Genomic DNA, 22,359 nt, shown 5'->3' with positions numbered 1-22,359 from the left:
ATACATACTATTTTCGTTTTTTTAAATAGATTATTAGAAGGATAATGCAAATAATACCAATAGGAAAAACAATCATCCAATCTTCTAAAATGAAAGGTTTTGTAATCATTTCTTTTTCTCCAGCATCATATGGAACACGGTGTCCTCTCACTAGTAACCTGTGCGTGTTCACTCCATAAGGGGTACACGTAATTAATGTTGCGTAATCTTGTCCTTGTACTACTAATAAATCTTCTGTCTCATTTGGTAACACAACTTTTATTTGATCTACCTGATAGGCAAGTACTTTATCTAATGTATGAATATAAAATATATCTTTCTTTTCAATTTTGTCTAAATGAGTAAACATTAGTGCTGAAGGTAAACCGCGATGTCCCGTTAAAACTGTATGCGTATTTTCTCCTCCTACTGGTAATGAGGTTTCATTCAACTGACCAATCCCACGGCTTAACACTTCTTCTGTTGTCCCTTGATAAATTGGAAGGTTCACATCAATTTTTGGAATTTCAATATACCCCATAACATCACCAACATTTAACATATCCACAGTAGAACTTTTACGTTCACCATCCTTTTCCCGAAAAGGATCTGAAAATGTTTGCGTTGTATTTTGGACCTTCTTATTATACTCTCGTGCTTCCATTTCTTTACGATCAATCTCTTCCTGCTCCAGCCTCTTTATCGCTTCATCATATGTACTTACTTCTGAATAATGTGTTCTTGTTGCAAACCAATTGCTTACAGTTGGATAGAGAAATATACTTAATCCTAGTAAAAAAATACTTCCAAAAATTATATTTCGTTTCATAATAGCCTCTTTCACTACGGATAAAATGTGGAAAAGAGGAAAGCAATATGCCTTTCCTCTTTTCTAAACTCAATTATTATAAACATATAAATTAAGAATTTTTTACAGGTTTTTTTCTAAAGAAAATAAATGTCGCTACCGCCATTAGTATAAGGCCCACTACTGTGAAGAGAATTGTACCCATACCACCTGTTGCTGGAATAATCCAACCGCTCTTATTATTCTCAACTTGTAGCTCTATTTTTTGGTGTTTTTCATCAAGTGTAATATTAATCGGATCTCTTAACTTTTGATAGTGTTCGACTGCACCGTCTTTATCTTTATACTTTGGTGCTTCCGTCTCAACAATTTGATATTCACCGTACGGGATTTCATTCCATGTAATAATACCATTTGCATCTGTTATATCATTCATTTCTTTCCCATTAACTTTTATAACATTACCTTTTTTATCTTGTAATTGGAACTTCGCACCTTCTAATTTAAGCGTCTTATCCTTACCATCAACTTTTTCAATTTTAATATTTCCCGCTGTCGGTGTGACCACCACTTCATTAGATGGCTTTCCATCTTTTTCTGATGAAACATCATCTTTGTTTACAAAATCAAGTACTGCTTTGTTTGGAATTTTCACTCCAGATTCAACATCACTTTTAATTTTTGCAGTAATTTGTAAATGAAGCTCTTTTCCATTTATTTTTGAAAAATCTTCAATTGTAGCGGTTACTTTTTGACCTTCTACAACTACTTTTACACTACCATCTTCAACTTTCTTTCCATCAACCATAACAATTGGTTGGCCTTTTATTTCCAAACGATCATCTAAAATATCTGTTACGACATATTTTTTATATAATTTAATATCTTCTGGAAGTAATGTTTTGATATCATACGTATAATCTGTCTCTTTATTGATTCCAGCTACTTTTGAACCATTATTTATACTTTTAGTAATGGTAGGTTCTTTATAGTTCTTTATATCTTCTAGCTTAACCACTTCACCAGACTCCTTAATAGAGAAAGGACGCTCTTCTTTACTAGTTATATAACCGTTTGGAGCCTTATGCTCAATAAAATAATAATAATCCCCATATTCTAGAGAATCTACACGAACTTTACCATCTTCCCCTGTTACTAATGAACTTGGTGTCTTCACTTGTGTGCTTGTTCCATCTTTATTCTTTTTAAACAAATGGAACTCTGCATCTTTTAACACTTGACCAGCTTCACCTATTTTTACGAATTCTACTGAACCTCTTTTTGTTTCATTTTTAGGGTAAATATGAACATCGTAATTTAAATCTTTACCGTCTGTACTTGTCATTGGAATATCGACAATAAAAGTAGTCTTATCCAACGCAATATGTTTTGGACCCTCAATTGCTTTTACTTCATAACGTCCTAGCGGAAGATTTGAAAAAACAGCTTCCCCTTTTGCGTTTGTTACCTTTGTTATTGCAGCGTCTTTTACTGGCTTTGCATCTTCTTTTATAACAGTTCCATCATTTGAAATTTTTTCAAATGACTCAATTCGTTTAATTTCAAAAGTTACACCTTCTAAAGGTTTTGCATCTTCTGGAACAGTTTGTCCTTCTTTTCCATTACCTTCTGTAGTTGTTTTAGAATCTTTACTTTGTTCAAACTTGTGAATCGTTAAAGTACCTGTACTTTTTGATTCCGCACTAACAATCATGTTAGATAACGTCGAAAAAGCTAACATACAGATTAAAAATAAACTAAAAATCCTTTTCATTGTTGTCCACTCCCTATTGTTTGTATTACTTTTGTTTTTTCTATCTCTCATTATTTCTCTTTCTAACAAAGAGGAACAATGTAACAAACATCAATATTCCACCAATTACATAATAAATTATTGTCCCTATTCCACCAGTATCTGGAATAACAAATTCACTCTTTTTATTTACTACTCTTATTCTTTGTGAATCCATTCCAGATTTCACTTCTATTTCTACTGGTTCCCTCATCAACATATATCCTTTTGGTGCTTGTACTTCTTTTAATGTATATTTGCCAACGATTAATGGAATAGAAGTTGCCAAACCATCTTTATCGGTTGTTAATTTACATACTATATTTCCATCTTTACTAATCACTTCAAATACTGCGCCTTCCAATTTGAGATTTTCATCATTCGCATCTACTTTTTCAATCTCAAATTCCCCTAATGCTGGCGGTACTACCAACACTTCATTTGATACGAATTTCTTCTGGTCAAACAGTAACTCTGCTTTATTTGGAATACCATCATTCGCATTGTATTTCGTTAGTATATCTGCATTTACATTCGCGCTTAATTTTGACTTAATATGCATTGTATACGATTGATTCGCAAGGTAAGCATAATTTCCGTCCTGCTTCGGTAACTCAATACTTACTTTCTTTAATTGTTCATCAATTTGCGGTATAACTTCTATTTCTTCTCCATCGCTGTTTACAAGTTTTACTTGTAAGATAGTTAAAATATCCTCTAAGTCATCCTGCAATACTACTTTTTCAAGGTTCATAATGTCATTACCAAAATGATAGTTTACATGCCATGTAAACTCTTCATCTATGCTTTGTAATGTCGCTTTTTCCACTTCTTTTTCATCTGCATCCGAAACCATCTTTCTTACTTTAGGTTCCTTTGCTTCCACATTCGTTTTTACATTCGGTTTTTGTGGAGGTAAATCTTCATTATCTGGTGTTTTTCCCTCAACAACCGCTATGTTCTCAATTTCCTTCGTTTTTAATGCATCTTGCGTAACTTTCACTTTAAAAGTTACCGTTCGTTCTTCTGTATCAAGTACGTCACCAAAGTTTAATTTAATCGTGTTATCCTCATACGCCCCCTCATCCTCGTCAACTGCATCTGTCAATAAATTTCCATTTAACTTCATGCTACCAGTTATATACTCTATACCTTCAGGAAGCTTATCCGTTAGACGCATATCTTTAATAAGCCCATTTTCTACCTTATTTCGAAGTTTAATTTGATACTCTAATTCATCATTGACATGGAATTTTTCTTGCTTAATACCAATAATCTCTTTCTTCGATTCTAGTTGTCCAGACAACGGATCAACCGGTGTTTCAACTTCAGGCTTTTCCTTATCTTTCGAACTATCAGTCTCAACTATTGCTATATTTTTTATTTTCTTATTTGCCATCTCCGGCTTTACAACAACTTCAAACGTAATTGCTTTCTCTTCCTCACCTTTAAGATCGCCGAAATGAGCATAAATCGTTCCATCTTTTATATGTGCATAATCTTCATCTTCAACATCCGTTTGTTCCTTTCCGTTTATCTTTAACGTGTTCGGAACATACTCTACTCCTTCAGGAAGGTTATCCGTAATTTTAACTGCCTTTAAGATAGAATCTGGAACACTATTTTTAGCATGAATTGTATATTCTAGTTTGTCGCCAACTTTCAGCGTACCACCGTTTATATCTTTAGCTAGTTTAGTAGCTACTAACTTCCCAGGTTTCTCTTCTCGTTCGGGTAATACTTTAACCACTACTTTATTAGAATCGTTAGCTTCAACCTGACTTCCTGTTAACTCATCAATCCCTTGAACGACAGCGATATTAGGAATTTCTGTTTCTACCTTTTCTCCCCTTAGTTTCGCTTTAAATTCAATGATTGTCTCAGGTGTTTTATCCGTATAGATTCCACCTTTTGTAGCAATTGCTCCTTCACCAATTCTTATTGTTAACTTTCTTGTCTTTGCATCATAGTCAACTTGTTCTGTTTCATTTCCAGCATTCGGACCAGAAATGATTTTCACCGAATTTGGTACAAATTCTAGACGTGAATCTAAAACATCTTCAATTTTTGTATCAACAGAACTCGAATTCGGTTCAATGTTTTTCACCCTTAAACGATATGTAACCTCATCACCTGGCTCATACTTTTCTTTTGCATCTACTACTTCCTTATCGATTACAAGCTCTGGCGCTGTTGCATTTACTGCAAAGGCTAATGTGTTTAATACGTAGTCATCACCAGCTGTCGCAGCTTTTAGGCGTATTTCTTTTTGCTCTGGTTTAATATATCCTGCTGGTAACTTGATTAAATCTGCATCAACTCCCAAATTATTTTTATAATCTGGATTAAATGTACCTGGATACTTATCTCGCATATGTTCCTCATATTCAGAAATAGTGGAATTGAATATATTACCTGTTGGATTCAGCTTATCAGTAACTTCCTTCCAAGTATTATCTGTATGAACAAAGAGTTTATCACCTTGCCAATATCTATCACCTTGGACAGCAAAAACAGAAACTTTTGGATCTAAATCTCCAGTTTTGGAAGCAAGAAAGTTTTTCACAGTGAATTCTTTTTCACCAGATCCAGTAGCTCTTTTCAATCCACCATCATAAACAGTAAATGCTTTTCTTGTTTTTGACTTATCTTTCGTGATCACTAGCATGTACCATCCGGCAAAAGAATAATATCCATAATTATACGCAAGCTTTGTATTTGGATAAGGAATATTTGCTACAGTATAGCTTCCTCCTTTTGAATTAGAGGACTGTAAAAGCTTTGTAACATCTGCATAGTTAGAATAATAAGTACCATCAATACCGAAACCATAAAGCAAGCCACTTCCGTAATACGTATTACTTGGTTTTACTTGAAAGCTCTTCCCCGCCGGAGTCGTGAACTTAACTGGTGCTACATACTGTTGCTGCGTTAATTCATAACGTGTGGAACTCCAATATAATCCAGCCCATTCAATTTCAGCATTTTCTGGAACAGGAATATATGCCTTAGATGAATTTGTAGTTGTTGGGTCATCATCTACATCAATGAGTTCACGGGTATAGCCATTCGGTGCTGTATACGCAGTATTCGTTATATCAGAATACAACGCCGTTTTCTTTTGAGATTCAGTGGCTTTAATACCTAAATTGACATTACCAGTAGAATACATATCACCTTTATGAATGGATTGATAAGTTGGTGTGTCAAACCCTTCTTCATCTGTAACTGCTGCCGTTGCTGTATCAATCGGACTTAAAAACTGTAATTGGGATAATAGCAAGAGTAAACTCATAACAACTACAAATGCATTTAATACTTTTTTATTTTCTTTTATCCTACTGTGCAAAGAGATCACCTCCTTCAATAAATTTTACTAACATATTATATATATATACTTTATATGTATTATTCTAATATAAATCACATATTTTGTTAACAAAATATGTGATTTTTTCCTATTTTAAACATTTATATATAAGGATATTTATATCTAATGATAAATAATTTCGAATATCAATATAGAAACCATCTTACTTCATTCAAGTGACAATAAAAAAAAACGAAATATTAATAAGAAGCCATAACTTCTTTTCTATTTATTACATGCTAAACTAGATGAAAAGGGGGAATCTATATGAAAAATAATTTACAAAAAACAAGTCATTATTATGCAGTTATATTCACTTCTAATTTATCAAATGATACAACAGACTATAATGCCACTTCTGACAAAATGGAGGAACTTGCAAAGCAGCAACCTGGATTTCTAGGTGTAGAAAGTGCACGAAATCATTCAGGGCTCGGAATCACAATTTCTTATTGGGAATCACTTGAGGCGATTGAAAATTGGAAACAGAATGCCTTACATAAAGAAGCGAAAGAAAGGGGCCGTGAGCAATGGTATGAAAACTTCCACCTTCGTATCTGCCTTGTTGAGAAAGAATTTAAATTTCATAGAGGTACTTTATAACGATGAAGAAAAAATTAGCTCTCGTTGTTGTTCATGAGATATATGGTGTGAACGACCATATGCATCACGTTACCGACCACTTCACTTCATCTCATATAGATGTATTTTGTCCTAATCTGCTACAATCGCAACCTGCATTTCCTTATAGTGATGAAGAAAAAGCATATCATTTTTTTATGAATCATATTGGATTTGAAGATGGAAAAAAGCAAATTGAAACATTCATTACTCATCTTTCTAGTCGTTACACGCATATTGGACTTATCGGCTTTAGTGTTGGTGCTACCATCTCATGGCTATGTAGTAACAATCCGAAAATAGATTTTATTATCGGATGTTACGGTTCTCGTATACGTGACTATATTCATATGAAACCATCATGTGCTACCTTACTTATTTTCCCTGAAAAAGAAGCTAGTTTTTCAGTACCCTCTTTCATTCAATCGTTGCAGCAACAAAAGAATCCTTTATTAGAAATACAGCAACTACCTGGTGAACATGGTTTTCTAAATCCGTACACTGAAAAATATAACAGGCACTCTACAAATCAAGCATATAATTTAATAGAGTCATTTCTTGTAAAAAACACTCTTATAAAGGAGATGTAAATGACACTTACATTACTCTTACTTATTTTCATATTCATTGCCTTTTTCTCAGTACTAACTATTATTTTAGCAACTGTAAAAAAGGGGGCGTTTTCCAAACGCCCCTACTTACAATCTATTATCGTTTGCATTTTATTTTTTACAAATTGGATTTTATATTTATCAACTTTTTATGCGTTACTTCCCGAGAAAATTAGCGAGTTCCTATTTCTTCCTATTTGGTTTTTCCTTTGTATTTTAGGTCTTGTCACTTTCTGGCGCGAATGGAGAAACAATCGTGTGTTCTCCATATGTATCGGTTTTCTTTCCTTTATTAGTTTTTTATTTGGGCTGTTGTTGTTAGTTCTTTCGGGGATGTAGCTATGAAATGGGAGTAAAGACCTAATTACTTTCTTTCATTAACAGCTTTGACCTGAACTTGGTATAATATCAAGTTTGGGTCTTTTAATTTCCTCTTAATCTTTATGTGATTATTACATCCATAGTGCTAAAGAACTGCCCGGCCTCTTCATTCTCCTCAATATACTTTTGAAGTCGTATAATCATACCGATTTCAATTAATTTTCTAATTATTTTTAACAATTAAGCTCTCTTCTTTTAAACAAATTGAAACTATATGGCATTTTCTTAATAATCGTAAAACTAATGTAAAAAATTATTAATCTTTATACTTTATTATTTACGTGTTCAATTAAATAGATTATCCTCTTTATTGAGAAGGCCTCTCAATAATAAATTAACAAGGGAGAAACATATGAAAACAAATTTTTTTCTATTATCACTGCTTTAACCTTACTAACATGTTTCGCTATACCAACATTAGCAGCATCTAGTAGTTACAGTTTTAAAATGGATCATCGAGTGGTAGATGGTAGTAAAAACAAACAATTTCACACACTTTCTAAAGGTAGTGTATATATCAATGGGAGTGCATATGTATATTCTACTGATGGAGGAGCTGTGGGGCCTTACGATGTAAATTATACTCTATATAGATCTGCATGGGGTTCGGATCCTAGTTATGGAACTGTTAATGGTGGCATAAATAAATCTTTCTCTGGTGCATATAATGTTGATAAAAATTCAAATGAATACTACTTATTCATTTGGAAAACAAATGACGATGGACAAAATATACGAGGGACTGGGAAAATATCTAATTAAAATATCACCACTAAACTATGATGTCTATTATTAGACATCATAGTTTAAATATAAAAATATGAGGGTTTTACACATGCTAATTGACTTTGATGGTTTTATTCTTATTGGAGCGTTTATTATGTTGTTATTTTTACTTCTCTTTTTTAAGTTACACCTAAAAAAGAGAAGCATGTACTTACTATTTTTTTCAATATTTTATTTGTATCTTTGTGTAGTATTTAATTATACCCAATTCCCAATTATTATAGATGAACATATGAAAAAAGAAATTGGACAAAATGTATGGAGAGATGCTAATTTTATACCATTTAACACGGACCATTTTGCTATAACAACATCAATACTTAATATACTACTAACAATTCCTTTTGGCTTTGGTTTTCCTTATATAAAAAAGACGAATTTCAAACAGGTTGTTTTATTAGGAATAGTATTAGGAGTCTTATTAGAAACTTTACAACTTTTATCAGCGCTTTATGCCGGATTCACTTTTCGATATGTCGATATAAACGATGTAATATTTAATTGTATGGGTGTAATTTTAGGATACGGTATATCAAAGGGTTTTACCCTTGTGTATAGAGCATTTATACACAAATTTAATATTAAATTGAATTCCTTTTTAAGATATATTTATGAAACGAACAACCGGTCTATATAATTTGGTCTTTAAAATTAGTACAAACACACGTATTTACGAACGGCGGACAAAAATGGATGTTCCAAAAATAGTTACTCAGCTATCTTTGGAACATCTCTCGATCTTTTTATATTGTATTATACATGGAATTATTAAATATAAAGCATATGCAATAACCATCCAAATGGTAAATGATATAATTTGCTGTGAGGAGAATTGTGAGAATAGATTAGAAGAATTATATAAAATGTAAGTATCTAAAATTAAACCGATTGCCGTACCGCATATACCTAACTTAATAACTGCATATTTTGTAGTATCTAGTCTTTTGTATAACCACATTACAAAGTATAAAGCTATCGCTGTTCCTAATTCAAGAAACATCAATTGTAGAAAAAATCTATTTGAAGTGTATTCTAATAAAACAGAAGAACCGAAAATAATGAAGAATGCTGAGGCAAAAAACCAAACGCCGATAGAAAATAAAATAGTGAGCCAAAGTTTATTATTCACTACCATTACCTCCCTTTTGTAGTTCTATGAGCTTTTCCAATAACAGGTGCAAATCACCATATACTTTGTCGCTAGAAAAAGATGGATTGAATAAGGCTTGCAATGCCAATCCATCAATTAATGCATTACATAAAACGCTCCATGTTTCAGTTGAAATTTGAGATGTCATTGTACCTCCTATACTTTTATTTAACACTCTTGTTAATTGTTGGTTTTCATAATGTAACAATCCACCAATTTTATCTTTCATCGCATCATTTTGTAATCCACTAGCTACTAATTGAAAAAACAAATGATGATACATTGAATCTTTCACACATCTATTTTCGGCAGACTGCAAAGCCTTTTCTAACTGTACATCCTTTCCTATTTGTTCCCACGACGCTTTACAAAACGATTCAGTTACTTCAAGTAATAATTGATCTTTCGTTTTAAAATGATAATATACGGTACCTTGAGTAACTTGAGCACTCTCTGCAACTGCTTTTAATGTCAACTTTTCCATCCCATGCTCTGCAATAATTTCTTTTGCTGCTTGTAGTAACTTCTCTTTATTAACAACATTCGGTTTTGCCATTTCTATGCCCCCCTTTTAAGTTAGTTGGATAACTAACTTAAATTATACAGAAAAATCAGATAAAATAAAAGGAAGAAAAGCCAGCATTCAACTTTTCTTCCTTTTATGTTTACCTTTAGCTTTCACTGTCACTGATTCACAAGGTGTATAATATATTTGAGGTGTCGCCTTATCAACAAACATCATAAACGTAATAAAGCCGATAATAAAGAAAATAAACAACGTTAACAAAATTGCTCCTATCGTTAAAAGTATCATAACACCACCCCTATATTTTTCATGTTATTACACTTTTCGCTATTATATGAGCGTAATCCTTTTTAGAAAAAGAAACGTAACAAAATAATCACAATCACACCAGTTAATACTGTACCTAATAAACTACGAGTATATATCGCTACAAGAAATGTTGGAATTGCTGCAATCAAGTAATCCCACTGCATCGTGTCATGCATAAATAAAACTTGCGCTAAAAGTGCTGCTAATATCGCGATTGGTATGTAATTTAACCATTTTAAACCCCAGTCTGGAATTTGTAGTTTGCTAAATACGAGTAGAGGTAAAATACGTGGCACGAGTGTGACAGCTCCTGCTGCTAATAAAAGTAATAATACGTCTAATCTCATTTCCATTTTTCAATCACCACTCCAATCGTCGCAGCTAGTAATGTTGCGATAATAACCGCTATACTATCTGGCATAAATAAGTGTGAAACGTACGCAATTATAATCGCTACAATTGCAACAGTAAGATGAATTGCCAGTTTCGGTTTACTACTTATGAGCTGAAGTACAAATAATCCGATAAACATCGCTGGTAATGCATAATCCATACCGTACGTATGCGGATCTGGTATCCATTCACCAAATAGCCCGCCGATAATAGTAGCAAGAATCCAGTTTAAATAAGCCGTTACATTTAGCCCAATCATCCATCTTTCGCCTAAATATCCTTTTTGCGCTGCATGCTGTACTGCAACGCCGAACGTTTCATCTGTAATTTGCGAACCGATTAGTAAGTTTTTAAATAGAGGCAGTTTCGTAAAGTACGGCGCAAGTGCAGCACTCATAAGAAGATGGCGCAAATTAACAAAAAATACGGTAAAAATAATTGCGGAAGCAGGTGCACCAGCTGCATACATACCAGCTAATATAAACTGAGCAGAACCTGCATAAATTAAAGTGGACATAAACGCAATTTCAATAATGGAGAAACCTGCTGTTTTTGCAATTACACCAGCTGCTATACCGATGCTTAAATAACCAAATACAGTTGGTAAACAATCTTTTACTCCTTGCTGAAATGTATCATCGCTCTGCAAAGCTACATGTGCCTCAGCTTTACTCATCCTTATCATCCTCCATTCCTTCCAGAGTTCGTTTTCCTGTTACGACATGAACTAAATCTATATTTTCACGCCACAACGTATCTAACTTATCAGCTCCAAATTCCTTCGTGATTTCTTCAACCATAATATCGTGGCGCACATACTCTGTAGCAACGAGAACTAGTGCTGGGTCATACGTTGTAACAGCCCACGAAGTGCTATCATTTGAGAAGTTCGCAATTAATACTTCCTCTCCATCACGAGCAATAACAGTTAAATGACCACCCATTCTCTTTTCAACAACGTGGGGAGTCATATAATTATGGTGAAACGTCGCGCCTATTTTGGTTTCTGGCGCGCCAAATAAGATTGAAAATATATGTACGCCTTCCTCTTCTTTTTGATGAATGTATGGCTCAATTTCATGCACTTGATCTTCCCATACAGAAATCCATAACTCTTCCTTCGCTCTATTAATTATATTGCAAATTTCTTTTAAAACACGATTATTTGAGCGAATATGCGAAATTACATCTATTTGTCGCTCTTGTTCTAAACCATTTAATTTCTCATCTAAAAATTCAAAGGACGTTTCAAAATCTTTTCGCATTCGATTCATTAATTCGGTAGCTGGTACTGGTACATATTTAACTGGTTCAGAAGGTACAATATGTACTGCTCCTTTATCCATTAACTTTCCGAGTACCTCGTAAATCATAGAACGAGGTACTCCTGTTTGTTTACTCACTTCATAACCTGTTACTGGAGAATGTTTTAGCAATCCAATATACGCTTTACATTCATACTGGGAAAATCCTAACTTTTGTAATTCCTTTATAATTTCATCCATCAGTACCCCTCACAATCTATATAACTCTCATTTCAAAACAATGTATGCACATTAGTAGTTATTAGTATACCTACTAATATAAAAAAACAGACCTGCAAAGTCAATTGAGAATTCTGAAATTTAAATGAAAAATAAAAAAGACTTCCGCTAACGGAAGTCCCTATCTCAATATTTCATTCGCTTCTTTTTCATAAATTTTATCAAATGAAGTCATAACGCGTTGTGATGCTGAAATCATTCTTTGATCCGTCATAAGATCTGCCATCTCTTTCGTCATATCTACATTTGAATTTTCTAGCATATGATTTTTTACTAAGCCTGTTCCGTTCGGTAAATCAGCAATGTTTCCTTCTTCTGCTAATGTAAAGCTTTTGTTCTCTCTTTGCATTAGACGAGAATTCGCTTCTGCATCTACTGTTTTTGTTTGCAGGCGAGCAATATTATTTTGTGTTACTTCATCATATAATGTACCATCTGCTTGTACAGCTACCTTTGCTCCTTCAGGAATACGAATACGTTCATTATTCTCTCCCATAACAAAAGCACCAGATGATGTTTGCAAGTAACGATCACTATTTATTGTAAAACTACCATCTCTCGTTAAAAACGTTTCATCGTTTTTAGATGTAACGAAAAATGATGTTGTACCGTTTGCACCGTCATCTAAAAAGAAATCTGTAGCACTATTTGTCATTTGTATATTTCCTTGTACTAAATTCACATGCGTTGCGGCTGGTACTACAGCGTAATCGACCGAACCGATATTTGTTACAGCTCCGTCACCGCGGCGATATGTATCTTGTACATCAAATACTTTAGAAGTCATATTTTCTGCTTTAAATCCTGTCGTTTGGGCATTTGCAACGTTATTCGAATGAACATTAATGCGCTGCATGTAATTCATCATACCCATAGAACCTATATAAAGACCGTTCATACTCGTTTGAATAAGGCAGTTGCCTTATCCTTCACCTCTTTTCTATGATGTTTGCAACATTTGTTTCGCTAAATGTTCCGCTGTAGCGATATGTATGTTTTTCTTTACGTCTTGTCCGTCTGTCATTAATACAATGGGAGCTGATGATACTGCTGGAATTTTCAACAATTCACCACTACTTGCTGTTTCATCAAATTTCGTAAACACGATACCATCAATATGAATATCTTTAAAGTTCGTAATGATTTCGATCATGTCTTTACTTTTCATCGAAGCTGATAACGTTAAACAAATATAATCTGGCTCTACTTGTCCCATCGTTTCAATCATTTCTTCCACAGTTTCTGACGCACGATAATTTTTCCCCGCTGTATCAATTAAAATATAATCGACGCGCGCTTCTTCTTTAAAATACGTAAGCGCTCTTGTCATTGCAGCTTCATCACGTACAGCGATTACTTCAAATCCAATTGTCTTTACGTAATCTTGCAGTTGCTGCACTGTCCCAATGCGAGAATGGTCTGTCGTAATAAAACCAACCGTTTTTTTCATACCGTGAAATTGCCATGCCATTTTCGCAAGTGTCGTCGTTTTTCCAACACCAGTTGGACCGATTAATGCAATTGTTTGTACTTCTTTTTCAAATACGTTTTCTGTGTTGAAATGAGATCTCATATCTTCCAATATATATTCGATTACTTCTTCTTCTGTAATCATCGTTGCATTCTCAAACTTCACTTTTAGCTTTTCAGCATATGCATGAATGAAATATTGTTCTACATCGTTTTGCTCTAGCATGCGAATTACTTTTTGAATAATAAATGGTACAGATTCTTGCTTTTCTTTTTTTACAACCACTTCTTCTTTCTTGACAGGAACGACTTTTTTCACAGCTTTTTGCTTTTTCGTTTCTTCCGTCTGTTTCACAACGACGATACCTTTTTCAAACAGCTTTAATAGTTTCTCTTTCTTTCTTGCCCATTCTTCACTATTTCCTGTTTGCATTGCCGCGTACGACATAGGAGTCGTCACGTTTTCTAAATTGTGCAGTACCGATTGAATTCCGTTCGCCTTCACAATTTGTTCTGAAGGATCATTCACAACATCCATTAATTGTTCATGAAATTCAGCTGTACCTTCGTTCACTTCTTCCTGTTTATCCTCTGGAAAAGCAACTAACATTTCATAATTCTTTTTCCAAAAAAACGGGATATTTCGTTTTACACTTTCATCGACAACGTAATAATAATCTGTACCATATTGGTCAAATAACTTTCGATACAATTCATTTTTCGAAGCTGCTTTTATTCGCATTAACGCTTCTTTCTTTTCTGTACTTTCCATTACTTCACCCCCTACTATTCAATATAGGCAATTTGATCTACAACAATTTCTGGTGCTAATTCGCTAATACAAAGTACTTGCGCTTCTACTTGGTAGCGCTCAAGAAGTCTTACAATCGCAAATCTGAAATCTTTTCTACGCGTTAATAATACTGGTTCTCTTCCCATTAACCTCGCTTGTTTCAATACGCGTTGTACTTGCTCAACGACTCGCGTTTCTAAATCTAAATCCCAGTTTAATAAATAACCTTGATAAGAATTGTTCACAACGTCTGCGTCTAACTCAATTGTATCTGAGAAGAGCGCCGCATATATTTTACCGTCAGGATTTTTCGCATTTTCACAAATAACTTTTGAAATACATTCACGGACGAATGATGTTACACCGTCAACATGATTTTGATAAATTTCTTTTCCGTCAATAATACCTTCAATAATGGTTGGTAAATCACGAATAGAAATACCTTCTTTTAGTAGTTGTTTAATCACATTTTGAACGAGTGATAAGTCAATTTCTTTCTTCTTAATCTCTTCTAATAAAACGCCGTTATCATTTTCAAGCGAATTAATTAAGTCTTTTACATGTTGACGCTGAATTAACTCATGAAGATTACGTCTAACGACAACATCTAAATGCGTAATTAATATGCTAAGTGGCTCTAATACTTGATAGCCTTTCATTTGTGCATCTTGTACCATATGCTCTAAAATCCAATATCCATCCTCGCCAAAAATCGGATCTTTCGCCGGTTCTGCATCTAAATCGGCCATTACATTCGGTGTTTTCAGTGCTAATAAGTAACCTGATTTCAAAACACCTTCAGCTGCCTTCGCACCTTTAATGCGAATAATGTAACGTCCGCGTGGTCTAAAACTCGTATTATCTTTAAAATTAATTCCAGGAACGTTAATACCAAGGTCGGTAATAATTGACTTCCTCATAAGAACAACTTTATCACGAGCTGTTTCCCCGTTAATTTTCTGCTTTACAAGTGCTGCTAAATCTAAACCGAGTTCTACAATAATTGGATATTTATCTGTAAATACGCCGAATGAATCTTCCACTTGTTGCAGTTGCTCATCTTCGCCTTGAATCATTTCTAATTCTTTTTGAAGTTCATCTTCTTTTTCTTTCTTCATTCGGTTTTTATTTCGAATTCCTAAGAAGATAATTGTTCCTCCAACGAGCGCAAATGGTAGAAACGGCAGCGGAGTAAAAATACCCATTGCGATAAATAAACCGCCAAGCGCATATACAACGACTTCATGCGCTAATAACTCTTTAAAGATTCCTTCCGTTACCGTATCTGGTGAACCGTCAAATACACGCGTTACGATAATACCGGTTGAAATCGCAAGCATTAGCGAACCAATTTGGTTTACAATTCCGTCGCCGACAGTTAACTGTGTGTAATGAAGAGCAGCTTCACCAAAGCTCATTCCTTGCTGCATCATGCCGACAATTAAACCGAAAATAATGTTTACGAATAAAATGACGATCCCGAAAATAACGTCCCCTTTAATGAACTTTCCGGCACCATCCATCGCTCCGTAAAACTCTGTTTCCATATTTAATTTTTTTCGTTTTGCTTGTGCATCTTTTTCTGAAATAATACGCTGGTTTAAATCAGCATCGATTGACATTTGTTTCCCTGGTAAAGAATCAAGTGTAAAACGAGCTGCAACTTCAGCTGTACGAGATGCACCGTTTGCAACGATAAACTGGAATATGATTAATACTGTAAAAATAACGATACCAATTAATAAGTTCCCGCCAATTACGAATTGACCGAACTCTTCAATAACATGACCGGCATTTCCGTTTGTCAAAATCGCTCGCGTCGTCGATACGTTAATCGATACGCGGAAAATCCCGATTAATAACAACATCGTCGGAAATGACTTTAATTCATCCCACTCGTTAATACTTGTCGCTCGCATATAAATAAGCACTGACATACTTAGTAGAAAAACGATAATGATATCAAGTATAAATGGTGGAAGTGGAATTAAGAGCGCCACTACGAATGACGCTGCTAAAAAGATAGAAAAATAGGTTCTTGCAGAATCTATCTTAAACAAAGAGATCTCCTCCAAACGCGCTATTATACTTCAAGTTCATTCGTTTGAATTAAATAGCGCATAACTTCAATTACAGCTACGTATAAATCTTCTGGAATCGCCATATCTTCCTCGACTTGATAATATAAAGAACGAGCAAGCGGACGGTTTTCCACCATTGGTATTTCTTGTTCACGGGCAAGCGTTCGTATATATAATGCGAGTTCATCTTCCCCTTTTGCAACGACAATTGGTGCTGCATCAACGTGTTTATTGTACCTGAGTACGACCGAAATATGAGTCGGATTGTTTACAATAAACGTTGCGCCATCCATCTTCTTCGCAATTGTTCCTTGCAATATGGCATGCATAAAGTTTTTTCGTTTCCCCTTTACTTGCGGGTCCCCTTCATTATCTTTATGCTCTTGTTTTACTTCTTCTTTTTTCATCTTAATATCTTGTTCGTACTCCCATTTTTGATAAATAAAATCAATAATAGAAAGAACGATTAATATAATTAAAATAGCTAAAAAGATAAATTTAATTTGCCTAATAATTTCAGTAAGTGACGCTGTCCAGTTAAATCCAATCATACTAACGATTGTCTCTAAATTCTTTTTAAAAAGAACGTAAGCAACATAACCGATTAATCCCATATAAAATAGTGATTTCAAAATATCTACTAAACTTTTACGACTAAACAATCTCGTAAAATAGTTTTTTGGGTTAATACGTGACGCTTTCGGCTTAATAACTTTAGAAGAAAATAAGAAACCGACTTGAATCATATAATTGAATAAATGAAAAGCGTATACGAGTATTAATATGGGAGCTGATACTTTTAATAGTAAAATCCCCATTAAATAAAAGTACTCGGTCGAATCTGTATTTTTTCCAATTTGATCAAACAGCACCGATACGGAATTGGCAATCTCAAACCCTAGCCAATCTCCAAAAAAGTAAACGACAACTGCTAATACAAGAATGGAAAATAAATTATTTAAATCTTTACTCCGGGCAATATTCCCTTCTTCACGCGATTTTTTACGCTTCTGCGGGGTGGCCTTTTCTGTTTTATTATCCTTTGCCATGCGCGTCCCCCTACTTCGTTAAGAAAAAGTTAAATAGTTTCGTATATTCCTCAAGCAATACATCCGTCATATTTTTAAACACATAACCGAGCATCGGTACACTCATTGCAATAAACAAAATACCACACGTAATTTTAATAACGTACGCATTCATAAAAACGTTTAATTGCGGAGCGTTTTTTGCGATTAAAATTAAAACAAAGTTAATGATGAACAAACTTCCCATGAGCGGAAGAGCAATTTCAACCGCTGATGTGATCGCAAATAATAACGTTGCGAGTAGACTATCTAAAAAACTAGTCGTCAGCAATTTTGAAATCGCCTCTGTATATTGAAACGACTTTAAAATCGTGGCAACGAAATAATTAATGCCGCCAAGTGAAATAAAAATAATAAGAAAAAATATATCAAAAATGGTTGATAGTAAAGTAGACTGTGAGCCTGCATTTACATCAAACAAACTTGCTTGTGATAAACCGATATCAAAGTCTAAAATATGCCCGGCCATTTTTGGAATGTTCCACAGTATTTCTACAATTTTTGAAAGTGATAATCCAATTACAATTTGCGTACCAGCATAAGCTGCAACGTCCCAAGTTGTCTTTATGTGAGAGACATCCACTTGATCGGCAACAGTAATGGAAAGAGCAAGTCCAAATGTAACCTTCGCCATAGCTGGAATGGATCGCCCTGAGAAAAACGGTAAAAAATATAAAAATGAAGTAATGCGGCAAAACGCAAAAAACGTCGCCGCCCATAATTCCATATTCATTTCAGTTCCCCTATCTTAGTACGAACGCAATAGCGATGGAATTTTATCAAATAAATCTAAAATAAGCGTCGTTAATTCTTGAAACATCCACGGACCTAAAATGATAATAACGAGTACAATACTCGCCATTTTCGGTAAAAACGTCAGCGTTTGCTCTTGAATTTGCATCATTGCCATAATAACAGCGATGATAATAACGACAATCATACTAACGCCGGCAACCGGCATTAAAATCATAACCCCTTTATAAAAAAAGGTTTGAAAAATATCTATAATTGGTGACGTATTCATTTATATGACTCCTATCACATAGCATCAAACGCTTCAGGCGACCGTTTTAAACATAATGTCGACGATTTTTGTATATCCACCTAAATATACGAAAACGAGTATTTTAAATGGTAAACTTAAAATCATCGGCGGTACCATCATCATTCCGAGGTACATTAACAGTGTACTAATAATCAAATCTATAAATACAAACGCTAAATAAATGAACATCCCCGTTAATAATCCCTTTTGGATTTGCGTTAACGTAAAGGATGGGACAAGCGTAAATAGTGAAAGATCTTTTAAATCTTTCGGCAACTCTTCTCCGCGTACTTTCAGCATCATTTTTAAATCATGCTTATACGTATGCTTTGACATATACTCTTTCATAATCGGCGCTGTCGTTTCCGCAGCTTGACTTACTGTTATTTTCTCTTTTGTCATCGGATCCCACACATCGCTCTTTAGCTGCCCAAGAACAGGCTGCATCGTAAAGAGTGATAAAAACAAGGCAAGCCCAACGAGCACTTGGTTCGGCGGTAAATTCATTACCCCGAGTCCTTGACGTGTAATCCCAAGAACGATCATAAAATAAGTAAAATGTGTAAATAATAGAACGATAGATGAAGATAATGATAAAAGGGTAACGAGCGCAAATAACTGTACACTTGAGTTACTCGTAAACTCTTTTCCATTTTCGAAATTAATAAAACCGTTTTGGGCTGCATACGCTGGATTTACAAAAATAATTGAAAAAACGATAGAAAATACGAAAATAACGGCTAATAACGATAACTGTTTCTTTATTCTCATGATGGATCCTCTACTTTTTTCGTTTCACTCTTCACCGCGTCTTCTAGCGCTTGTTGAAACTGATTTCCTGTTCCTGTTAATTGCACAGATTGAACACCGTTATTACTAATAACAGTGAACACTTGCTTACCATCCACTTCAAATAAAAAGGCGCTCGTTTGATGATTTAAATAAACACCGTCCTTCACTTGAATATGGCCATTTTCACCTTGTTTAAAAAACTGCTGCTTGCGCGTCTTTTTCGTCATATAATATGCACCGTAGCCGAGCGCACCAAACAGTAAAACGACTTGAAATAAGGTCGTCATATACGACATATGACTCCTCCTCTACTCTTTATCTTGCATTTGACTTTGCGCTTTCATAAGCGCAGCTTGCTTCTTGTCAGCTTCAATTTCAGAAATGATAATACCGAACTTCTCGTCCATTACGATCGCTTCCCCAATGCCGACTTTCATATTACTTAAATATACATCTACTTTATGTCCTAAGTTTTTCTCTACTTCCAGAACATCGCCCACTTTTAACTGTTTCACATCACCGAGCGTAATAGATGTTTTCCCAAGCTTTACACCAAGTTCAATCGAAATATCTGAAACAGTATCAATATGTGCTTTACTTGCTTCATTTCGCTTTCCTGCAAATTCTTCTAACCCCATTAATGACACAGGAGATACTTCATGTTTCATATGGATCCTCCTACTCTACAAAACTTTTAAATAGGAGCGCCTTACGCGTTCCGTCTTTTCCAATAAAACAATTAAATTTATGCTTTCCATCTACATAACCACGCAACTGGTCTGAAACCTTTGTATGAAGCGGAATAATATCGCCTTCTTCAATTTGCTCAATCTCACCCATTGTCATCTTCTGCTCACCAATTGCAACGTGAACAGGTTTGTACACTTGATTTACTTTCACTTCCACTTCAGACGTATACTTTTTACGTTTATCTGAAGAATGTTCAACAATATTTTCAGACGTTAACTTATCCATAATTTCTTCAACAGATAAGAACGGAATACCGATACGAACTGTCGTATTCCAAAAATCTGTTTTCATATTTACGTTCATTAATGAAATAATATCACTCGCTGTCGTAATCTTAAGTGCATTTGGATCTGTCTCTGTCGTTACAAATGTCGGTTTAATCGCTACAACACTTTCAAACGATTGCTCTAAATTTTTGCATAGAAGCGCAAAAATATTATCAAGCGTTAAAAACTCGAATGCCGTCAGTGGTCTACGCATCGTAAAATTACGCTTACTATCTCCGCCAAGCCAGCACTCATGAATGTAAATAACAAATGCTAAATCAATCTCAATAACAATTTCTCCAAGCTCTGGAAGTCCGAGATCAATGACGCAATATAAATAGTAATCTTTCGGCATTTTCTCCACATACTCACTCGTAAATGGAACTTGCTCCACTGTCGAAGGCTCTAAGTCAATCGGAATACGCATACGCGCAGATAACGTCTGTGACGTCTGTTTACCAAACGTAGAAGCAATCGCTTGCAAACTACGTAAATGTTCAACACCGAACTTCTCTGGTCTATTAAAATCATACTCTTGAAATTTATCTTGCTTCCCTGCTTCTTGTGCGAAAGCTGGCATTTCCTCGCCTTCATTTACCGCCTTCAGCAGGGCATCAATTTGCTCTTGGCTTAATTTATCGCCACTCATGAAAATCCCCTTCCCTACCTTTTCAATTCAACGATTTCAACGTACATTTTTCCATTCTTCGTCAAAATCTTCCCGGTTCCAATCTCTTCATTCTCAAGCATAAGACGCACCGTATTTTTCGTTGAATTTTCAAGACGATACAATGTACCTTTCGTAATATGAAGCAGATCTTCAATTTTCTTTTTCGTATTTCCGATTTCAAAATAAATTGTTAACGGAATATCATCTTGTAATTTCAAATCTAGCCAACTCCCATATCATGTTCACGAAAATTTCATGTTCTCTCTATATAATGAAATCTCTTATTTTGAAACGTCGATATTTAATATTTTTTTAATATATCCTTGCGTTTCTTTAAATGGAGGCACCCCTCCGTACTTTCTCACATTACCAGGACCAGCATTATAAGAAGCAAGCGCCAATACTAAGTCACCGTTATTTTTCTTTAAATAACCGCTTAACTCTTTCACACCGCCTTCAATACTTTCAGCTGGTGAAAATGGATTTTTTATACCCATCTCTTTCACATTCGCCGGCATAAGCTGCATAAGGCCCATCGCCCCTGCATGCGACACCGTTTTCGGATTAAAATTAGACTCTACTTCAATCATTTTTTGAATTAACGTTTTCGGAATTCCGTATGTACGACTTACTCTATCTATAATATCCTCATACTTCCCTTCATTTGAAGAACGTATTTTTTGAATATTATACTTCTTCGTTAATCCCCACGTATCAACTGCCTCATTTTTCGTTTCCGGGAAACGTCGTTCAAACTCTTTTTGCGCGACTTGCACGTCATCAACTTTCTTCGTTTCAGGCTTTTCTTCCGGCTTACTTACTTCCTCTACTTTATGAATAGATGCTTCCGGTTTATTCACAACCGCTTCTATTTTCGTAGATTGTACCGGCTGACTCATATCTTCTACTTTAGCCGGCTGCGTAGTAGCCTTCGTCTCCTTCATAGGTTCGCTCTGCAACTTTTCTTGAAAGCGACTACTAACGAAAGCCTCCGGACTACTTAACTTTTGCTGAAACTGTCCTTTTTTATATGCAAGTACTTCTTTTACTATATTTCCAACTACCATAATATCACCTTTTCGGTAAACAAAGATAATCTAATATTAGAGTTTTTTCGTAAAGTTTGCAATAATC

At 34.7% G+C, this 22,359-nt stretch carries 26 protein-coding genes; 5 read left to right on the top strand and 21 right to left on the bottom strand.

Going from position 1 to position 22,359, the window contains the following annotated elements:
• Window positions 1-7: 7 nt before the first annotated feature.
• From ACTFR9_RS01170 to ACTFR9_RS01160, 3 genes are all read right to left on the bottom strand, one after another.
• Window positions 8-808, bottom strand: coding sequence for a class C sortase (locus ACTFR9_RS01170; RefSeq protein WP_073536454.1), 801 nt, complete (start codon window positions 806-808; stop codon window positions 8-10).
• A gap of 91 nt (window positions 809-899) precedes the next feature.
• Entirely contained in the window at window positions 900-2,561 is a 1,662-nt protein-coding gene (locus ACTFR9_RS01165) for a SpaH/EbpB family LPXTG-anchored major pilin (protein ID WP_000821081.1), read from the bottom strand.
• Window positions 2,562-2,601: 40 nt separating this feature from the next.
• Entirely contained in the window at window positions 2,602-5,928 is a 3,327-nt protein-coding gene (locus tag ACTFR9_RS01160; protein ID WP_229136569.1) for an isopeptide-forming domain-containing fimbrial protein, read from the bottom strand.
• A 288-nt stretch (window positions 5,929-6,216) separates the two neighbouring features.
• Between ACTFR9_RS01160 and ACTFR9_RS01155 the strand changes: the two genes are divergently transcribed.
• From ACTFR9_RS01155 to ACTFR9_RS01135, 5 genes are all read left to right on the top strand, one after another.
• On the top strand, window positions 6,217-6,552 hold the full coding sequence (locus ACTFR9_RS01155; protein ID WP_000794575.1) for an antibiotic biosynthesis monooxygenase family protein: 336 nt from the start codon (window positions 6,217-6,219) through the stop codon (window positions 6,550-6,552).
• A 2-nt stretch (window positions 6,553-6,554) separates the two neighbouring features.
• Window positions 6,555-7,160: a dienelactone hydrolase family protein gene (locus ACTFR9_RS01150; RefSeq protein ID WP_000727633.1), complete on the top strand. Its 606-nt coding sequence runs from the start codon at window positions 6,555-6,557 to the stop codon at window positions 7,158-7,160.
• The gene (locus ACTFR9_RS01145; RefSeq protein ID WP_000176486.1) at window positions 7,161-7,520 is read left to right on the top strand and encodes a hypothetical protein; all 360 of its coding nucleotides are present in this window, start codon (window positions 7,161-7,163) and stop codon (window positions 7,518-7,520) included.
• Between the two features lie 375 nt (window positions 7,521-7,895).
• On the top strand, window positions 7,896-8,324 hold the full coding sequence (locus ACTFR9_RS01140) for a hypothetical protein (protein WP_324255182.1): 429 nt from the start codon (window positions 7,896-7,898) through the stop codon (window positions 8,322-8,324).
• Window positions 8,325-8,397: 73 nt separating this feature from the next.
• Window positions 8,398-8,985, top strand: a complete 588-nt coding sequence (locus tag ACTFR9_RS01135) for a VanZ family protein (protein WP_229136565.1) — start codon at window positions 8,398-8,400, stop codon at window positions 8,983-8,985.
• 75 nt (window positions 8,986-9,060) lie between these two features.
• On the opposite strand, the gene ACTFR9_RS01130 is transcribed toward ACTFR9_RS01135, so the two are convergent.
• The 18 genes from ACTFR9_RS01130 to ACTFR9_RS01045 form a co-directional block, all read right to left on the bottom strand.
• Entirely contained in the window at window positions 9,061-9,477 is a 417-nt protein-coding gene (locus ACTFR9_RS01130; protein ID WP_168391649.1) for a DUF5367 family protein, read from the bottom strand.
• Window positions 9,470-10,054, bottom strand: coding sequence for a TetR/AcrR family transcriptional regulator (locus ACTFR9_RS01125; protein WP_229136564.1), 585 nt, complete (start codon window positions 10,052-10,054; stop codon window positions 9,470-9,472). Before ACTFR9_RS01125 ends, ACTFR9_RS01130 begins: the two co-directional genes overlap by 8 nt.
• An 87-nt stretch (window positions 10,055-10,141) precedes the next feature.
• Window positions 10,142-10,312, bottom strand: coding sequence for a DUF3951 domain-containing protein (locus ACTFR9_RS01120; protein WP_000602230.1), 171 nt, complete (start codon window positions 10,310-10,312; stop codon window positions 10,142-10,144).
• Window positions 10,313-10,374: 62 nt separating this feature from the next.
• Entirely contained in the window at window positions 10,375-10,686 is a 312-nt protein-coding gene (locus ACTFR9_RS01115; RefSeq protein ID WP_000425940.1) for an AzlD domain-containing protein, read from the bottom strand.
• Complete coding sequence (locus ACTFR9_RS01110; protein WP_000029966.1) at window positions 10,677-11,402, bottom strand: AzlC family ABC transporter permease; 726 nt, start codon at window positions 11,400-11,402, stop codon at window positions 10,677-10,679. The genes ACTFR9_RS01115 and ACTFR9_RS01110 overlap by 10 nt, the downstream gene beginning before the upstream one ends.
• A complete protein-coding gene (locus ACTFR9_RS01105; protein ID WP_048557468.1) occupies window positions 11,395-12,231 on the bottom strand; it encodes a TrmB family transcriptional regulator in 837 nt (278 codons plus the stop codon). The genes ACTFR9_RS01110 and ACTFR9_RS01105 overlap by 8 nt, the downstream gene beginning before the upstream one ends.
• A gap of 160 nt (window positions 12,232-12,391) precedes the next feature.
• A complete protein-coding gene (locus ACTFR9_RS01100) occupies window positions 12,392-13,168 on the bottom strand; it encodes a flagellar basal-body rod protein FlgG (protein WP_103141656.1) in 777 nt (258 codons plus the stop codon).
• 42 nt (window positions 13,169-13,210) lie between these two features.
• Window positions 13,211-14,512, bottom strand: coding sequence for a flagellar biosynthesis protein FlhF (gene flhF / locus ACTFR9_RS01095; protein WP_076856452.1), 1,302 nt, complete (start codon window positions 14,510-14,512; stop codon window positions 13,211-13,213).
• A gap of 14 nt (window positions 14,513-14,526) precedes the next feature.
• Entirely contained in the window at window positions 14,527-16,593 is a 2,067-nt protein-coding gene (flhA, locus tag ACTFR9_RS01090) for a flagellar biosynthesis protein FlhA (protein WP_000472546.1), read from the bottom strand.
• Between the two features lie 23 nt (window positions 16,594-16,616).
• Window positions 16,617-17,663, bottom strand: coding sequence for a flagellar type III secretion system protein FlhB (flhB, locus tag ACTFR9_RS01085; protein WP_001030102.1), 1,047 nt, complete (start codon window positions 17,661-17,663; stop codon window positions 16,617-16,619).
• Window positions 17,664-17,673: 10 nt separating this feature from the next.
• Entirely contained in the window at window positions 17,674-18,435 is a 762-nt protein-coding gene (locus ACTFR9_RS01080; RefSeq protein WP_229136561.1) for a flagellar biosynthetic protein FliR, read from the bottom strand.
• A gap of 15 nt (window positions 18,436-18,450) precedes the next feature.
• Window positions 18,451-18,726 carry a flagellar biosynthetic protein FliQ gene (locus ACTFR9_RS01075; protein ID WP_001098085.1) on the bottom strand — a complete coding sequence of 92 codons (276 nt, stop codon included), beginning with the start codon at window positions 18,724-18,726 and terminating at the stop codon, window positions 18,451-18,453.
• 33 nt (window positions 18,727-18,759) lie between these two features.
• Window positions 18,760-19,518: a flagellar type III secretion system pore protein FliP gene (locus ACTFR9_RS01070; RefSeq protein WP_001220586.1), complete on the bottom strand. Its 759-nt coding sequence runs from the start codon at window positions 19,516-19,518 to the stop codon at window positions 18,760-18,762.
• Window positions 19,515-19,835: a hypothetical protein gene (locus ACTFR9_RS01065; RefSeq protein ID WP_000121176.1), complete on the bottom strand. Its 321-nt coding sequence runs from the start codon at window positions 19,833-19,835 to the stop codon at window positions 19,515-19,517. Before ACTFR9_RS01065 ends, ACTFR9_RS01070 begins: the two co-directional genes overlap by 4 nt.
• 12 nt (window positions 19,836-19,847) lie before the next feature.
• Window positions 19,848-20,207 carry a flagellar motor switch protein FliN gene (fliN, locus tag ACTFR9_RS01060; RefSeq protein WP_000680025.1) on the bottom strand — a complete coding sequence of 120 codons (360 nt, stop codon included), beginning with the start codon at window positions 20,205-20,207 and terminating at the stop codon, window positions 19,848-19,850.
• 10 nt (window positions 20,208-20,217) lie between these two features.
• Window positions 20,218-21,204, bottom strand: coding sequence for a flagellar motor switch protein FliM (gene fliM / locus ACTFR9_RS01055; protein ID WP_000012190.1), 987 nt, complete (start codon window positions 21,202-21,204; stop codon window positions 20,218-20,220).
• Window positions 21,205-21,218: 14 nt separating this feature from the next.
• Window positions 21,219-21,443, bottom strand: a complete 225-nt coding sequence (locus ACTFR9_RS01050) for a flagellar motor switch protein FliN (protein ID WP_000775712.1) — start codon at window positions 21,441-21,443, stop codon at window positions 21,219-21,221.
• A 63-nt stretch (window positions 21,444-21,506) separates the two neighbouring features.
• The gene (locus ACTFR9_RS01045) at window positions 21,507-22,292 is read right to left on the bottom strand and encodes a lytic transglycosylase domain-containing protein (RefSeq protein ID WP_046197323.1); all 786 of its coding nucleotides are present in this window, start codon (window positions 22,290-22,292) and stop codon (window positions 21,507-21,509) included.
• Between the last annotated feature and the right edge of the window lie 67 nt (window positions 22,293-22,359).

Source organism: Bacillus cereus group sp. MYBK222-1, assembly GCF_051916425.1.
Classification (GTDB): Bacteria; Bacillota; Bacilli; order Bacillales; family Bacillaceae_G; genus Bacillus_A; species Bacillus_A paranthracis.
Note: the sequence above shows the minus strand (reverse complement) of the source record. Positions and strands in the feature narration are given on the sequence as shown.

Excerpts from the sequence above, each read along its gene's own strand:
- ACTFR9_RS01065 (WP_000121176.1), bottom strand. The coding sequence starts at position 19,835 with ATGTCGTATATGACGACCTTATTTCAAGTCGTTTTACTGTTTGGTGCG.
- ACTFR9_RS01125 (WP_229136564.1), bottom strand. The coding sequence starts at position 10,054 with ATGGCAAAACCGAATGTTGTTAATAAAGAGAAGTTACTACAAGCAGCA.
- fliN (WP_000680025.1), bottom strand. The coding sequence starts at position 20,207 with ATGAAACATGAAGTATCTCCTGTGTCATTAATGGGGTTAGAAGAATTT.
- ACTFR9_RS01135 (WP_229136565.1), top strand. The coding sequence starts at position 8,398 with ATGCTAATTGACTTTGATGGTTTTATTCTTATTGGAGCGTTTATTATG.
- flhB (WP_001030102.1), bottom strand. The coding sequence starts at position 17,663 with ATGGCAAAGGATAATAAAACAGAAAAGGCCACCCCGCAGAAGCGTAAA.
- ACTFR9_RS01150 (WP_000727633.1), top strand. The coding sequence starts at position 6,555 with ATGAAGAAAAAATTAGCTCTCGTTGTTGTTCATGAGATATATGGTGTG.
- ACTFR9_RS01045 (WP_046197323.1), bottom strand. The coding sequence starts at position 22,292 with ATGGTAGTTGGAAATATAGTAAAAGAAGTACTTGCATATAAAAAAGGA.
- ACTFR9_RS01170 (WP_073536454.1), bottom strand. The coding sequence starts at position 808 with ATGAAACGAAATATAATTTTTGGAAGTATTTTTTTACTAGGATTAAGT.
- flhF (WP_076856452.1), bottom strand. The coding sequence starts at position 14,512 with ATGGAAAGTACAGAAAAGAAAGAAGCGTTAATGCGAATAAAAGCAGCT.
- ACTFR9_RS01100 (WP_103141656.1), bottom strand. The coding sequence starts at position 13,168 with ATGAACGGTCTTTATATAGGTTCTATGGGTATGATGAATTACATGCAG.
- ACTFR9_RS01110 (WP_000029966.1), bottom strand. The coding sequence starts at position 11,402 with ATGAGTAAAGCTGAGGCACATGTAGCTTTGCAGAGCGATGATACATTT.
- ACTFR9_RS01145 (WP_000176486.1), top strand. The coding sequence starts at position 7,161 with ATGACACTTACATTACTCTTACTTATTTTCATATTCATTGCCTTTTTC.
- ACTFR9_RS01165 (WP_000821081.1), bottom strand. The coding sequence starts at position 2,561 with ATGAAAAGGATTTTTAGTTTATTTTTAATCTGTATGTTAGCTTTTTCG.
- ACTFR9_RS01075 (WP_001098085.1), bottom strand. The coding sequence starts at position 18,726 with ATGAATACGTCACCAATTATAGATATTTTTCAAACCTTTTTTTATAAA.
- ACTFR9_RS01080 (WP_229136561.1), bottom strand. The coding sequence starts at position 18,435 with ATGAATATGGAATTATGGGCGGCGACGTTTTTTGCGTTTTGCCGCATT.
- ACTFR9_RS01070 (WP_001220586.1), bottom strand. The coding sequence starts at position 19,518 with ATGAGAATAAAGAAACAGTTATCGTTATTAGCCGTTATTTTCGTATTT.
- ACTFR9_RS01105 (WP_048557468.1), bottom strand. The coding sequence starts at position 12,231 with ATGGATGAAATTATAAAGGAATTACAAAAGTTAGGATTTTCCCAGTAT.
- ACTFR9_RS01155 (WP_000794575.1), top strand. The coding sequence starts at position 6,217 with ATGAAAAATAATTTACAAAAAACAAGTCATTATTATGCAGTTATATTC.
- ACTFR9_RS01120 (WP_000602230.1), bottom strand. The coding sequence starts at position 10,312 with ATGATACTTTTAACGATAGGAGCAATTTTGTTAACGTTGTTTATTTTC.
- ACTFR9_RS01115 (WP_000425940.1), bottom strand. The coding sequence starts at position 10,686 with ATGGAAATGAGATTAGACGTATTATTACTTTTATTAGCAGCAGGAGCT.
- fliM (WP_000012190.1), bottom strand. The coding sequence starts at position 21,204 with ATGAGTGGCGATAAATTAAGCCAAGAGCAAATTGATGCCCTGCTGAAG.